At 42.8% G+C, this 15,459-nt stretch carries 15 protein-coding genes and 1 riboswitch; of the genes, 10 read left to right on the top strand and 5 right to left on the bottom strand.

The annotated features are described in order from the left end of the window. Positions 1-112: 112 nt before the first annotated feature. The 7 genes from FTU29_RS14715 (at position 113) to FTU29_RS14685 (ending at position 6,856) form a co-directional block, all read left to right on the top strand. Positions 113-1,099, top strand: a complete 987-nt coding sequence (locus FTU29_RS14715) for a hypothetical protein (protein WP_180122610.1) — start codon at positions 113-115, stop codon at positions 1,097-1,099. 102 nt (positions 1,100-1,201) lie between these two features. Next, positions 1,202-1,328, top strand: a riboswitch (TPP riboswitch). A gap of 116 nt (positions 1,329-1,444) precedes the next feature. Continuing rightward, the gene (gene thiC, locus FTU29_RS14710; protein WP_180122594.1) at positions 1,445-3,340 is read left to right on the top strand and encodes a phosphomethylpyrimidine synthase ThiC; all 1,896 of its coding nucleotides are present in this window, start codon (positions 1,445-1,447) and stop codon (positions 3,338-3,340) included. A gap of 76 nt (positions 3,341-3,416) precedes the next feature. Next, on the top strand, positions 3,417-4,037 hold the full coding sequence (locus FTU29_RS14705) for an NUDIX domain-containing protein (protein WP_180122592.1): 621 nt from the start codon (positions 3,417-3,419) through the stop codon (positions 4,035-4,037). Positions 4,038-4,047: 10 nt separating this feature from the next. Then, positions 4,048-4,851, top strand: a complete 804-nt coding sequence (gene cpdA, locus FTU29_RS14700; RefSeq protein ID WP_180024249.1) for a 3',5'-cyclic-AMP phosphodiesterase — start codon at positions 4,048-4,050, stop codon at positions 4,849-4,851. A 209-nt stretch (positions 4,852-5,060) separates the two neighbouring features. Beyond that, entirely contained in the window at positions 5,061-5,588 is a 528-nt protein-coding gene (gene dksA, locus FTU29_RS14695; RefSeq protein ID WP_078189438.1) for an RNA polymerase-binding protein DksA, read from the top strand. Positions 5,589-5,592: 4 nt separating this feature from the next. Then, the gene (gene gluQRS, locus FTU29_RS14690; RefSeq protein WP_373423632.1) at positions 5,593-6,510 is read left to right on the top strand and encodes a tRNA glutamyl-Q(34) synthetase GluQRS; all 918 of its coding nucleotides are present in this window, start codon (positions 5,593-5,595) and stop codon (positions 6,508-6,510) included. Between the two features lie 85 nt (positions 6,511-6,595). Then, positions 6,596-6,856, top strand: coding sequence for a zinc-ribbon domain-containing protein (locus FTU29_RS14685; protein ID WP_078189439.1), 261 nt, complete (start codon positions 6,596-6,598; stop codon positions 6,854-6,856). Here FTU29_RS14685 and ftsW read toward each other — a convergent pair. From ftsW to FTU29_RS14660, 5 genes are all read right to left on the bottom strand, one after another. Beyond that, the gene (gene ftsW, locus FTU29_RS14680; protein WP_078192579.1) at positions 6,845-8,041 is read right to left on the bottom strand and encodes a putative lipid II flippase FtsW; all 1,197 of its coding nucleotides are present in this window, start codon (positions 8,039-8,041) and stop codon (positions 6,845-6,847) included. The genes FTU29_RS14685 and ftsW overlap by 12 nt on opposite strands. A 21-nt stretch (positions 8,042-8,062) precedes the next feature. Further along, positions 8,063-9,409: a UDP-N-acetylmuramoyl-L-alanine--D-glutamate ligase gene (gene murD / locus FTU29_RS14675; RefSeq protein WP_180122587.1), complete on the bottom strand. Its 1,347-nt coding sequence runs from the start codon at positions 9,407-9,409 to the stop codon at positions 8,063-8,065. Positions 9,410-9,568: 159 nt separating this feature from the next. After that, a complete protein-coding gene (locus FTU29_RS14670) occupies positions 9,569-9,820 on the bottom strand; it encodes a DUF6587 family protein (protein ID WP_180122586.1) in 252 nt (83 codons plus the stop codon). Between the two features lie 39 nt (positions 9,821-9,859). Next, the gene (feoB, locus tag FTU29_RS14665) at positions 9,860-11,722 is read right to left on the bottom strand and encodes a ferrous iron transport protein B (protein ID WP_180024246.1); all 1,863 of its coding nucleotides are present in this window, start codon (positions 11,720-11,722) and stop codon (positions 9,860-9,862) included. Further along, on the bottom strand, positions 11,719-11,982 hold the full coding sequence (locus FTU29_RS14660) for a FeoA family protein (RefSeq protein WP_078189444.1): 264 nt from the start codon (positions 11,980-11,982) through the stop codon (positions 11,719-11,721). Before FTU29_RS14660 ends, feoB begins: the two co-directional genes overlap by 4 nt. A 172-nt stretch (positions 11,983-12,154) precedes the next feature. Between FTU29_RS14660 and xerD the strand changes: the two genes are divergently transcribed. The 3 genes from xerD (at position 12,155) to FTU29_RS14645 (ending at position 15,416) form a co-directional block, all read left to right on the top strand. Then, entirely contained in the window at positions 12,155-13,072 is a 918-nt protein-coding gene (gene xerD, locus FTU29_RS14655; protein ID WP_180010677.1) for a site-specific tyrosine recombinase XerD, read from the top strand. Between the two features lie 96 nt (positions 13,073-13,168). Beyond that, complete coding sequence (locus tag FTU29_RS14650) at positions 13,169-13,981, top strand: DsbC family protein (RefSeq protein WP_180122585.1); 813 nt, start codon at positions 13,169-13,171, stop codon at positions 13,979-13,981. A 130-nt stretch (positions 13,982-14,111) separates the two neighbouring features. Then, positions 14,112-15,416 (top strand): homoserine dehydrogenase, encoded by a 1,305-nt coding sequence (locus tag FTU29_RS14645; protein WP_078192857.1) that lies wholly within the window; start codon positions 14,112-14,114, stop codon positions 15,414-15,416. Positions 15,417-15,459: the final 43 nt, after the last annotated feature.

Here is a 15,459-nt window from a genome sequence, read left to right as displayed (position 1 = left end):
TTGCACGTGTTTCATCTATAAAATAGTCGACATTCCATCGGACAATACCACTTCTATAGCGCATCGAGTTCCTGTGTCAAAATTTTTTCAGCTGCCTGCAAAGTTTAGTGCAATGTTTTTATGTTTCAGTATGTTGAATGGATGCCAACAACAGCCTGAACCTCAACCTGCACCAGAGTTTCCCAATAATAAGACTGTTCAAAAAGAAGCAGTCGATTTGTCTTTGCTGTGCAGAAAACTTGAAAAAAACATGCTGGAAATAGACGATCAACGAACAACTTTCGCTTTAGAACAAATCAACCAAGATCTCAAAGTCTGCTTACCGCTATTAAAAGCGGACGAACAAAAAAAATTACTGCGTTTGTCCAATCAAATGTATCGCAACTTTTTACATGTTGAACGTACAGCTCAACAGCAAATGGCATTCGAACAATTTGCCTTTGATATGGCTCAGCATCCCACCATTCAACAAAATCATTATGAGCAGCTCACTGCCCGAGATCAGTATTTACTGAAACATAAAGGCCAAGCTTATGTGGAGTTGTTCGATGCAGGTGAAGGACAATTACGCTATCGCCGCAGTCCTGAATATTTAGCCAAAATTTTTGCGCCTTATATGGAAGAATCTGAGCAAGTCTTTATTGAAAAACTGGCTGAACAAAATGCACAACCTGCCTTGCTGCAACAAAGTTTAGCCATTGAGCCACAAGAGATTGCGACACGTGCAATTTTTTGGGAAGACTATCTCAAACAATATCCAGATAGCCCCTACAAAAAAGATGCACAACAATTGCTATATCAATATAGCAAATTGTTATTTATTGGTTCGGCACATAGTCCCGTTTCTAATGATTTTTCAGACCGCCTCAGTATTCAAGCCAGTTCTTTAGAAGAAATTGAACGCTTGGCTCAATTAAAAAACTCCAAATTGGCAGATCAGGCGCGTTTATTTTTAAAATTATTAGATCAAAATACTGCTGCATCTAATCAGCGATCAGAAGCGCAGCTGTTGAATTTAATTGGTGTCCGTAATCCTGATCCGCATTATAAGAAAGACTGTTTTAGTGACGCCATCTGTGTAAATCAGTCCTCTATTTAGCCAATGCAAGTTCAATTGCACACGGACCTAGCCAAAATTCTGCACTGCAAAATCGATGAAAAATAACACTGTTTTAAAACAGCCTTCATGCTAATATCCGCACAAAGCTTGACGGAGCGCAGGTAATTTCCTGCTGAGATCATCTAAATTTAGTTCGCTAAATTTAAGGATGAGTACCGTTGAACCTGATCAGGTTAATACCTGCGTAGGAATCAAGCCATCTAAAAACTTAAGCCCTTCTTATCTCTTGGTTTTACGCCTTTATTTTCAGGTGAATCCATCAGATAAACTGCCACGTTTTTGGTCGTGCTTGATTCGTTGATGTCATTCACAAGGATCATTGCAATGAACCAATTAACGAATCTCACCGCTTCAGATCGCGCTGCTCAACATGAACAAGATGCTAAAGATCTCAATCGTATTCTCCCCGCGTCAAAAAAAGTCTATATCCAAGGCTCACGTCCAGATATTCGCGTACCAATGCGTGAGATCAGCCTTACAGATACGCCTACAGGTCTGGGTGGAGAAAAAAATCTACCGATTATGGTCTATGACACCTCTGGTGCTTATACCGACCCCAATATTCAAATTGACCTGAATCAAGGTCTACCTAATGTCCGTGAATCTTGGATTGAGTCTCGAAATGATACGGAAATACTCGATACCTTAACTTCAAAATTTGGACAAGAGCGTCTTCGAGATATTCGTACTGCAGAGATTCGTTTTGCGCATATTTCAAAACCCCGTCGCGCTCGTCGTGGACACAATGTCTCTCAAATGCACTATGCCAAACAAGGCATCATCACCCCTGAAATGGAATACATTGCGATTCGTGAAAATCAGCGCCAGCGTGAAGGTGTTGATATGCGCCAACATGCCGGTCAAAATTTTGGCGCACGCAATTTAACTGAAATCACCCCAGAATTTGTACGTCAAGAAGTGGCTGAAGGTCGTGCCATTATCCCTGCCAACATTAACCACCCTGAATGTGAACCGATGATTATTGGTCGTAACTTCTTGGTGAAAATCAATGCCAACATTGGTAACTCAGCACTTGGTTCAAGCATTGATGAAGAAGTGGCAAAAATGACTTGGGCAACTCGTTGGGGCGCTGACACCATCATGGATTTATCGACAGGTAAAAATATCCATGAGACCCGCGAATGGATTATTCGCAACTCCCCTGTACCGATTGGCACCGTGCCGATTTACCAAGCTTTGGAAAAAGTTGATGGTGTTGCAGAGGACTTAACCTGGGAAATTTTCAAAGACACACTGATTGAACAAGCCGAGCAAGGTGTCGATTACTTTACGATTCACGCAGGCGTGCTGCTTCGTTATGTTCCACTCACCGCCAACCGTTTAACTGGGATTGTGTCACGTGGCGGATCCATCATGGCGCAGTGGTGCTTAGCGCATCATGAAGAAAACTTCCTGTATACGCATTTTGATGAAATCTGCGAAATCATGAAAGCCTATGATGTGTCATTCAGTTTAGGTGATGGTTTACGTCCAGGGTGTATTCAAGATGCCAACGATGAAGCTCAATTTAGTGAATTACGCACCTTAGGTGAATTGACTCACCGTGCATGGGAACATGATGTACAAGTCATGATTGAAGGCCCAGGCCATGTACCAATGCACATGATCAAAGAAAATATGGATCTACAACTCGAGGTTTGCAAAGAAGCGCCTTTCTATACGCTTGGACCACTCACCACCGATATTGCCCCGGGCTATGACCACATTACCTCTGCGATTGGTGCGGCAATGATTGGTTGGTACGGCACCGCGATGCTGTGTTATGTGACCCCGAAAGAGCACCTTGGTCTACCAGATAAAAAAGACGTCAAAGATGGCATTATCACCTACAAAATTGCAGCCCATGCCGCAGACCTTGCCAAAGGTCATCCCGGTGCGCAGGCTCGTGATAATGCATTATCCAAAGCACGCTTTGAATTCCGCTGGGAAGACCAATTTAATCTGAGCTTAGACCCTGATACAGCGCGTAGCATGCATGATGAAACTATGCCGAAAGAAGCACATAAATCAGCCCATTTTTGTTCAATGTGTGGACCTAAATTTTGCTCGATGAAAATCACACAAAATGTGAGAGATTATGCAAAAAATCAGCAAGATATGCAGCTTTCTTCAGAATCTAATCCTGAAATTGAGACAGGTTTACAAAGCATGAAAGCGGCCTATCATGAACATGGTCAAAAGTTGTACCATAAAGTGTAAAGCTTAAAAAAAATCTTTTGTATTCAACAAAATCTCGGTTAGGATGAAATGGAAGATTTCATCCTAATTAGCGCTTATGAATATTATTAAACAGGCCACATATAACAAAAAAGATTACAGCATTGAAGGGCGTGAACATCTTTATAAAGGCTTTATTCAAGTTGAAAAAGTTCAGCTTCGACACCGCTTATTCCATCAAGACAGCATGATTCCAACCATTCAGCGTGAATTGATTCATCGTCCTGAAGCAGCAGGTGTGCTGATCTATAGTCATCAACAACAAAAATTTGCCTTAATTGAACAATTCCGCATTGGAGCGATTGATGATGAAACTTCGCCATGGCAACTAGAGATCATTGCCGGCGTGCTCGATGATGATGAATCTGCTGAAAGCTGCATCCGCCGTGAAAGTTTGGAAGAATCAGGCTGTGAATTAGATGCACTACAGCATTTATTTAGTTTTTATCCCTCTGCGGGTGCCTGCGCGGAATTATTCCACCTTTATAGTGCTGAAGCAGAACTGCCTGAACATGGAGGAGTCTTTGGCATGCCTGATGAAGGAGAGAATATTCAATTGCATATCTTAGATTATGCTGATATTCCTGAATTATTAACCAATGGTCGGCTAAAAAACGCACCTGTCATTATGGCCTTGCAATGGTTACAACAACAAATACATACTACAAGGAATGTCTAAGGGGAAGGACATGACTTTAAGGGATACACCACAATACGACTGGACACTGATCCAGATCTCGGACACACATTTAATGGATCAGGAAGATCTTGAATTTGTCCGCATGAATCCAGAGCAGAGTTTTCACGATGTGATTCAACAAATTCAGTTGAACCATCATCACATCGATACGCTTGTCCATACTGGCGATCTTGCACAAGTGCCGGTAGAGCGTACCTATGCGCGTTATCTCGAATATATGCAACAGCAGCCGTTTCCGTTTTATCAGATTCCGGGGAACCATGACGAAGCGTCTTGCTTCCCATTTCATCAACAGAAAGATCGTGCTCACTGCATCGCATTAGGCAATTGGTGTCTGATTTTACTGAACAGTGCGGTCAAAGGAAAAGTCGATGGTTGGGTATCACAACAGCAGTTGGAACAATTAGATCAGTTGCTCACAGCACACCCACAGCAACATATCATTGTGGCATGCCACCACCACCCTTTTGCCATGCAATCGCATTGGATTGATCAGCACAAATTAAAGAATGCTGAACATCTGATGGATGTGCTTTCACGCCATGACAATGTCAAAATTGTACTATGCGGACACGTACATCAAGACTCGTCTAATCAATGGCGCAATATTCAGTTTTTATCGACGCCTTCGACCAGTGTTCAGTTCAAACCGCATAGTGAAAATTTTGCCTTAGATGAGGCTTTACCAGGGTATCGTGCACTCTATCTGAATGATAATGGTGAATTTAAAACTGAAGTTGTTCGGGTCAAATTAAAACAACCTCAAATTAATGTTGAAATTTCAGGTTATTAACTTTTCAATTTGATTTTTTTGCTTTACTTTATGGCTTCTAAAGGAAAAGTGATAGTTAGAATCCAAACATCAAAGACTATCAATAAGCAGAAAAAGTCTATATGATGACGACCCCCACAGAAGGAAACTCTGTGTTGGGTGGATAAAAAACTTGCATATCACCATATTTTTTGCGTATAGATATATGCATATGATGAGGAATGCCCTACATGGCGAATGACAACCAAAATCAAGTCTTAGACGAACAAACTGATGTAGTAGACGAAAAGTCTACCAAACGCGTGCGCAAATCAAAGCCAAAGGCGACTGAAGGTGGTTCTACTGCAAGCTTATTTGGTATTGAACCTTATCAGCCTAAAAAGAATGAAGAATACATGTCTGAAGGGCAACTTGAGCATTTCCGTCACATCTTATTGGCGTGGAAAGCTGAGTTAATGTCTGAAGTAGACCGTACTTTGAATACCATGCAAGACGAAAATACTGCGCTTCCAGATGTGAACGACCGTGCAACGCAAGAAGAAGAATTTGCGATTGAACTTCGTACACGTGACCGTGAACGTAAACTGATCCGTAAAATTGAACAATCAATTGAAGCGATTAAAAATGATGACTACGGCTTCTGTGAAACGTGTGGTATCGAAATTGGCTTACGTCGCCTAGAAGCACGTCCAACAGCAACTTTATGTATCGACTGCAAAACACTTGCAGAGATCAAAGAGAAGCAAAATAACGGTTAATTCTGTGTTGAGTAATTCCTCTCTAGCCCTCCCTTTAAAAAAGGGAGGGAAAGCTGCAGAGCATTACGTGGGTCGGTTTGCGCCATCGCCAACCGGCCCTTTGCATTTTGGCTCTTTAATTACAGCAGTCGCAAGCTACTGCGATGCCCGTGCCCATCAGGGGCAATGGGTGGTTCGTATCGAAGATACCGACATTCCACGTATATTCCCCGGCAGCGAAGAACATATCTTACGTTGTATTGATGCATTTCAATTCGAACCAGATACCGAGATCATTTTCCAAAAAGACCGCTTAGAAATCTATGAGGAAGTCATTGCACATTTGTATTCCCAAGACTTAATCTATGCTTGTCAATGCACCCGAAAAATGCTTGGTTCGAATCATATCTATCAAGGCACATGTCGCAATCTTGGCCTTCCCCTTCAGGATCAGGCTATTCGAATCAAAGTCGATGCACAGAACATTTGTTTTACCGACCGCTTACAAGGGATGCATTGCTCGAATCTGCAACAGGATTTGGGTGACTTTGTCTTAAAACGCCGTGATGGCATTATCAATTATCAACTTGCTGTCGTGGTTGATGACTACCTACAAGGGATGACCCATGTCGTACGTGGGGCTGATCTTTTGGACAATACCGAACGTCAAATTTGGCTCGGACAGGTTTTGGGTTATCCGCGCCTTGAATACATGCACTTGCCATTGGCAATGAATGATCAGGGACAAAAACTGTCAAAACAGAATATGGCTCAAGCTCTTGATTTAAGCCAAGCGGCACCTTTATTACAACAAGCATTACAAGCCCTACACCAACCGCCAGTCGACTTGGATACGCCGCGTATTATGCTGCAACAGGCGATTGCGCAGTGGGATATTCAACATATTCCCCATGGCACAGCATTGCCTCAAATCTATCAATAAACCCAAATATTGATCTAAGCCAATCACTCGATTTTCAATTGAATTATGCTTTAATAAAGTGATCAATCGACCATTGGAGAGCCTAATGTTTTTTATTTTTGGAGTTGGTCCGAAAACCAAAGTCATTGAAAAGAGCCAATTTACTTGCCCTGTCTGCCGAAGCAGAACTCAGTATGAGTTAAAACAGCAACGTAATTATTTTTCTTTATTTTTTATTCCATTGATTCCACTATCTAAAGCCAAGGCGAGCTTGGTCAAATGTCTCCATTGTGGAACGGAGATGCCGGCGAGTGTACTGCACCATGCATCTCCCGATCCGCAACGAGATACCAATTTAGAAGCTTGATTCTTCTTTACTTGGGTTTACTTCTTTGGTCGTCGCATCGATCTTTAAGATCAGACTCACCATAACCGCACAGATAATCAGAGAAGACCCCCCATAACTAATAAACGGTAAGGTCAAACCCTTGGTAGGAAGCATGCCCATGTTCATGCCGGCATTCACCAAAATTTGCAGCAAGAAGATAATACTAATGCCATAAGCCAAGTAGCCTGCACGTAAGTATTGATGACGTAAAGCACGATGACCAATGCGAATACAGCAGATCAACATCACAAATGACAGCGTCAATACGGTCAAAATCCCAAAGAAGCCAAATTCTTCGCCCAAAACCGCCAACATGAAGTCGGTATGAGCCTCAGGTAAATACGACATTTTTTGAATACTATGACCCAAGCCGACACCAAACCATTCACCGCGACCAAAAGCCATTAATGCATTCGACAACTGATAGCCTGCGCCTAATGGATCATTCCATGGATTTGAGAAGGACATCAAACGTTCTAAACGATAAGGTTCAAATAAAATCAAGAACACAAAGGCCATGATGATCGCACCAAAGGCAATTGCGAACTGAATCAACGGTGCACCTGCGAGGAAGAATACCCCTAGCATAGTTAAGGCAATCACCACCGTCGCCCCTAAATCAGGCTCTGCCATGACTAAACCGACAGTTGCAGCCATAATCACTGCCAATCGTACCAAGCCCTTGATGTTATTGCGAACTTCTTCAGCACGTCGTACCACATAGTCCGCGGTAAATATCGCCATCATGACTTTGGCGACTTCCGAAGCCTGTAAGGTGAAACCAGCAATACGAATCCAACGTTTAGAACCATTGACCTCTGTCCCGACAGCCAATACAGCAGCCAGTAAGATAATCGTGATAATCCATAAAAAGAAGGTGTTATTAAACCAAACATTCAACGGCACTTTATAGGCGATATAGGCAGCGGCGGCGGCGGCGGCAATCGAAATACCGTGTCGTGAAATGTAATGGAAGGCATTTTCATGCATGCGTTCTGCATAAGGCATCGATGCAGATGCCACCATGATCGAACCAATACACAACAATGCCAAAACACAGAACACCAGAACATTGCGCACGTTGACCTCGGCAGGTAACCGAGGAAGCCAACGCTCTACAACTTCATTTATTCTATTTATGGTCGTCTGAGCCAACCCAGCCATACAACTTTCCTTATCGTTCTTTTAAACGAGTGCATTCACACAATCAACAAATTGGTGTCCACGCTCACTGTAACCTTTAAACATATCAAAACTTGCGCACGCTGGAGACAATAACACCACATCATTGGCTACCGCATTTTGTTGGCACAGCTCAACTGCTTGTTTCAAACTTTCAGCATGAATCAGCGTGGTTGTCCCTTCAACCGCTTTTTCAATAATTGGACGATCTTCACCAATCAATACCGCAACTTTGGCATATTTTGAAAGTGAATCACGCAGCGCAGTAAAGTCCTGCCCTTTGCCTTGACCACCTAAAATAATCGCCACTTTACCGCCTTTGGCTTCAATCGCGGCACCTAGACCGTCAATCGCAGCTAAAGTCGCACCAATATTGGTACCTTTAGAGTCGTTATAATAACGAACACCATGCACTTCTTTGACAAATTCACAGCGGTGCTCTAAACCTTTAAAGGTTTTCAAGGTTTCCAACATGCCTTCGAGTGGCAAACCAATCGCTTCACCCAAAGCTAAACATGCCAAGGCGTTTGCCACATTATGTGTCCCTTGGATATACATATCTGCACTTTTCAGTAACCGCTCACGACCACGTGCCAACCAAATTGTGCCATCAGTATCACGTAAAATACCGAACTGATTCATATCTGGTGCATTTAGGCCAAAGCTTTGCATTGGGGTGACATCTGGAACCAATGGACGTGTTAATGAGTCATCACGGTTATACACGACTTTTTTCACCGCTTGGAAAATACGATGCTTCGCAGTGTGATAGCCCATCATATCGCCATGACGGTCCAAATGGTCTTCACTCATGTTCAACACAACAGCCACTTCTGCGGCCAAGTTCGACGTGGTTTCTAATTGAAAACTTGAAAGCTCTAAAACATAAAGTTCAGGATCATCTTTGGTGAGATCCAAAGCTGGACGACCCAAGTTGCCACCCACTGCCACTTTTTTGCCTGCATCTGCTGCCATAAGACCAAATAAAGTCGTTACGGTACTTTTCGCATTCGAACCTGTAATTGCGACAATTGGCTTATCCGTCGCACGACGTAAAATTTGAATTTCTGAAACCACAGGAATGTTGGCTGCAATGGCCGCCTGAATTTGCGGTAATTTTGGATCTAGCCCCGGGCTGATAATAATTTCTTCTGCTTGGAGTAATAAATCTTGATCCAACTGACCGAAACTGGTTTGTACATCACTTGGAATTTGATCATGACCCGGTGGGACTGCTCGTGAATCAGTGACTGCAACGCGGTAGCCATGGCTATGTAAGAAATTCACTGCGGAAACACCAGAAATCCCTAATCCGGCAACAACCTTCAATCCACCACGCTGTATTAACATTTTCGCCCCATTTTTTGGTCGGTTTTTAAATCTGACAAAATGTTAGCACTTTGCTGTTTTGAATGCTTTTTATGTTTTCACTTTCTCGCAGTTTTTTTGTGTCCGCTCGTAAAAAAACCGCCCATCTTGGGCGGTTTCTTCAAGCAATTGACGGTGAGTTTATTTCCATTTCACCGCTTGTACTTCAGCTTTTTTTGCAGATGAATTATCCGAAGCTGAACATCCACAACCGCCTGCACAGCCTGCGGCCATTTTTGGCTTTAACCATTTGGCTAGAATGCTCCAACCACGGTTTGCACAGTGCTCAGATAAAGTTGTGAAGACTGAGTTCGATGTTTTTGGAAATACCTTCTTAAACACCACGACAGCACTCCAAATCACCAATACCGCAATAATTATTGATTCAAGCATGTCTCTCTCCTTTGTTCAGCTTTTGCCATTCAAGATTCACTATCCAAAATAGCGTGTTGCAATTTGATACGTGATGAATGCCATTAGATAAGCCAAACCAAATAAATAGATAGTCATGAAACTCACCGTTTTCAAGGAGCCAGTTTCACGTTTAACTGTCGCCAGTGTCGCCAAGCAATGTGGCGCATAAATAAACCACACCAATAATGATAGACCGGTTGCCAATGACCAACCCAATGACCCATCGCTACTAATTAAATTTGCCAGACCTTGAGACATGGCATCTTCATCTGTTGCAGACAAGGCATACACCGTACCCAATGCCGCTACAACAACTTCACGTGCCGCCATCGCTGGAATTAAGGCAATACAAATCTGCCAATTAAAACCTAATGGTGCAAAGATCGGTTGTAGCACATGCCCAAGCATACCTGCCAATGAATAATCAATATCCGGCAAAGTTGCGCCTTCTGGCGGTTGCGGGAAAGTACACAAGAACCATAACAAAATCGATAAAGCGAAAATGATGCCACCGACACGTTTCAAGAAAATCTTGGCACGGTCCAGTAAACCAATCCAAACACTCTTAATATCTGGGAAACGGTAGCTTGGAAGTTCCATCAATAAGGCATGCTGTGATTTATCTTTTTGGAAGAATTTCAGCACTGTTGCCACAATTAAGGCACTCACAATCCCTGCTGCATATAATGCAAATAGTACCAAGCCTTGTAAGTTAAAGACGCCCCAGACCATTTGCTGTGGAATAAATGCCGAGATCAGCAAAGCATAAACTGGTAAACGTGCCGAACACGTCATCAACGGCGCAACTAAAATCGTTACCAGACGATCTCGGGGGTCTTGAATACTCCGGGTTGCCATAATGCCCGGTACAGCACAGGCAAAGCTCGACAGCAAAGGAATAAAAGCACGTCCACTCAAACCTGCTTTAAACATCAGCTTATCTAGTAAGAATGCTGCACGTGGTAAATAACCTGATTCTTCTAAAACCAAAATAAAGAAGAATAAAATTAAAATCTGCGGCAAGAACACCACTACACCGCCTGCACCCGCAATGATCCCATCAACCACCAAGCTGTTCAGTAGTGGATGTGAAATGTGTTCACCGACTAATTCACCGAACCAACCGAAGAAGGTTTCAATACCGTCCATAAACGGCGCAGCCCATGCAAACACCGCTTGGAAGATAATAAACATCATCACCGCTAAGGTAATTAAACCAAAGACTGGATGTAGAAAAATTTTATCAAGGAAGTCTGAGCGTTTATCTTCATGATCAACAAACATCACCACGTCTTTTAAAATTTGTTCAATTTTTTCGTGGTTAGTCCCAGAAAGATTGGTATCACTTAATGACGCATCTGGTTTTCTGAAACCTTCAGCATCCAAAGCACCCATTAAGTTTTCAATACCCGCATTACGTACAGCAACTGTTTCTACAACAGGCACACCCAAACGCTGAGACAGCTTTTGGGTATTGATTTGCATGCCACGACGGCGTGCTTCATCCATCATGTTGAGGACAAGTAAAATTGGACGACCCAAATCGATCATTTCCATGACCAAACCGAGGTGCAATTTTAAGTTTGTCGCATCAACTACACATAAAAAGACATCTTGATGCCCTTCTTCTGCAATTTTACCTTGCACGACATCACGCGTAATGGCTTCATCAGGACTCGTCGCTTCTAAGCTATATGTCCCCGGCAAATCCAAAACTCGAACAGATTTACCCGACGGCAACGTAAATTGACCAACCTTGCGCTCAACCGTTACCCCAGCATAGTTCGCAACTTTCTGACGTGTACCCGTTAAATGATTGAATAATGAAGTTTTACCACAGTTTGGATTACCAACGAGGGCAATACGTAACGCATCACTCATGCTGATGCCCCTTCCATTGCTATTTCCACTTTTTCAGCTTCTACTTTTCGCAGTGCGAAACGAGTAAACCCAACTTGAATTAAAATCGGGTCACCACCAAAAATACCTTTGGTAATCACCTGTACTTTTGTTCCGGGAACAAAACCCAAAGTCTCTAAACGGCTAGCGACTAAATCAGCCGGAGCATTGTTGCCATTCTGGTTACGATGTACCTTATGAATGACTGCGCTTTGTTTCACTTTCAAATCAGATAATCGCACGCAACTAACCCTAAAAAATTTTGAATATTATACAAACAAATGAGAATAATTAACAAATCGGATTCGATTTCAATTCTCATTTAACAATCTAGCATCGACACGACTATTTTTTTAAATTACATTGCATTAAACCATTGTGATTTCTTGGTTTAATTTCGAAAATGAGCGGCACATGTTAAATAAAAAACCACGTATTCCTACCCCAGTCCAAATTCCAGAAACACTCAGTTTTTTACACGGATATCGTGATGATTTAATTGCTCAAACCGTCAGCCCACATACCCGAAATGCATATTTATCTGATTTAATTCAATGCAGTGAATGTCATACGCATGTCATGACTGATTGGAGCAGTGACGACATTTCAGATGTCTTGCTTAGCCTGACGAAACAAGGAAAAAGCCCTCGCTCGATCGCCCGCTCACTTTCTGCACTGCGTTCATTTTTCAAGTTCTTGCGTGAACAAAAAATACGCAGCGACAATCCTGTTGCAATCCATAAAACACCCAAATTGGGTCGTGCCCTACCAAAGGATTTATCTGAAGCAGATGTTGAAGCCCTGATTAATGCCCCAGACCTCAACACCGCATTGGGTCTACGTGATCGTGCCATGCTCGAAGTGCTGTATGCCTGTGGTTTACGTGTCTCTGAGTTATTAAATTTAAGATTGGAACTGATCAATCTGAAACAAGGCTATTTACGGATTACTGGTAAAGGCAATAAAGAACGCTTAGTTCCTTTAGGACAAATGGCAGTGGAATGGATCGAGAAATATTTAGCTGAAGCACGTCCCGTCTTATACAAAAGCGCAACCGATGCTTTATTTCTCACTCAACTCGGTGGAATGATGAGCCGCCAAAACTTTTGGTACGCGATTAAACGCTATGCGCTCATTGCAGGCATTCAAGCCGAATTATCACCACATACCTTACGCCACGCCTTTGCCACGCATTTGCTCAACCACGGTGCCGACTTACGTGTCGTGCAGATGCTGCTCGGCCACAGTGACTTGTCTACCACGCAAATCTATACCCATGTCGCACAGGTTCGTATGCAAAAATTACATGCAGACTATCATCCGAGAGCTTAACGGCAGGAAATATCAGACCAAGAAGTTCTATCGTGCCCGATATTTTTTGCTATGCTTACTCACCTGTTTGATAAAGCTAAAAGAAAAGGGTTGTTTATGTTATTTACCCGTTCAAAAATTTTTCTCGCATCGACACTTGTTGCCAGCATGGCGTTAGTGGCTTGTTCTAATTCAAATAATGACGAAAAGAAAGATGCGACATTAACGGCAAGTACGCCTGCAACTGGTGAAGCTTCGAATTTATCTGAACGTAATGCTCAGCAGCGTTTAATTGATACTTTGCAATCCAATCTGCAAAAAGCCAATATCAATGCCAAAGTCACTGGGGTGAAAGCGACTGAAGTTCCTAATTTGTTTTGGGTCAGCTTTGAAGGCATGCCTGCGGTCTATGCTACAGCTGATGGTAAATACATTTTCCAAGGCGACGTGGTTCGTTTAGGTGAAAAGCAACTCTTTAATGTAGGCGATACCCTACAAGCAGAGGCTAACAAAAAATTATTTGATCAATTAAAAACTGAAGACCTACTGATTTATAAAGCCAAAGGTAAAACCAAACACGTGATTTATGTGTTTACCGATGTCAGCTGTCCTTATTGCCATAAGTTACATGAACAAATGGATGATATTAATGCTCGTGGCATTGAAGTCCGTTATATCGCTTGGCCACGTGGTGAACAACACATGCCAATGATGGAAACTATCTGGTGTAGCAAAGACCGTCGTGCCGCATTTGATAAAGCCATTGCCGGTGAGCAAATCGAGCCTGCATCATGTAAAAACCCAGTGCGCAGCATGTATGAAATGGGTCTAAATATTGGTGTGAATGGTACGCCAGCGATCTATAACGCAGAAGGCAAACACATCGGTGCTTACATGTCGGCTTCCGAACTTGAAAGTGCGCTTAAATAACTAATTTTTATAGGCTAAATGAATGTTTTTTATGGGTAGGAATAAAGTGATTTCTACCCTAGAGTCCGAACGTTTTTTTAGCTATGATCTAAACTCACTTAAAGCAATGATGAAATAAATGGAGTGTGACGTGAAACCAGTTCGTCTGGCAATCCTCGGTCTTGGTACTGTGGGTGGTGGTGCCCTTAAACTACTAAAAGAAAATGCTGCTGAGATTAAACGTCGCACCGGTCGTGAAATTGAAATTACCCATGTGGGTACGCGTCGCCCTCGTCCTGATTTAGAACTGCCTGCTTCAGTGAAGCAAAGTGCTGATTTATTGGATATCGTCCGTCAACCCGATGTAGACGTTGTAGTTGAAGTTATGGGCGGCATTCACCCTGCGTATGAAGTGATTCGTGAAGCAATCGTTCATGGCAAACAAGTGGTCACAGCCAACAAAGCTTTATTAGCTGAACACGGTAATGAATTATTTAAATTGGCCGATGATCATCACGTTCAGATTGCTTATGAAGCAGCTGTCGCAGGTGGTATCCCAATTATTAAAGTCCTCCGTGAGGGTTTGGCAGCCAATAAAATTGACTGGCTTGCAGGTATCATTAACGGTACCGGTAACTTTATCCTGACTGAAATGCGTGAAAAAGGTCGTGCCTTTGCAGACGTTCTCAAAGAAGCGCAAGAACTCGGTTATGCAGAAGCAGATCCAACATTCGACGTCGAAGGGATCGATGCGGCGCACAAGTTAACATTGCTGGCTTCTATTGCTTTTGGTATCCCACTCCAATTTGACAAAGTCTTCACTGAAGGCATCAGCAAAGTTACTGCGCAAGATGTCAAATATGCTGAGGACCTTGGTTTCCGTATTAAACATTTAGGTATTGCACGTCGTGCTGCAACAGGCATTGAGCTTCGTGTACATCCAACGCTGATCCCTGAAGACCAACTGATTGCCAATGTAAATGGCGTTAAAAATGCCGTATTGGTTCAAGCCAATGCCGTTGGTCCAACGCTTTACTATGGCGCAGGCGCAGGTGCAGGCCCGACCGCATCAGCGGTGGTTGCTGATGTTGTCGATATTGTCCGTGACATCTCATATACTGAAGATGGTGCTGGCACAATTCCACAGCTTGCGTTTGAAGCCCTAACTGATTTACCAATTCTTCCACGTGAAGAAATGACCACTGGATACTACATCCGTATTAATGCCGAAGATCAAACTGGCGTTCTTGCTGATGTGACGACTATTTTAAGCCGTGCAGGAATCAGCATTGATGCGATCATGCAACAGCCGCGCTTAAAAGACCTTATTCCTATCGTGATTCTGACTGATCCAGTTAAAGAATCTAAAATGGATGAAGCCCTTCAACAAATTCAAGCATTGCCTGTCATTCATGGCGAAATTGTACGAATTCGTTTAGAATCGCTTGATAATTAATCGGGTCGAGGGGAATATTTCAGTTCCTCTCGCCAAGCTCTAC

Source organism: Acinetobacter sp. YH12086 (genome assembly GCF_013419345.1).
In the GTDB taxonomy this organism is placed as follows: Bacteria; Pseudomonadota; Gammaproteobacteria; order Pseudomonadales; family Moraxellaceae; genus Acinetobacter; species Acinetobacter amyesii.
This window is presented reverse-complemented; position numbering and strand designations above follow the sequence as displayed.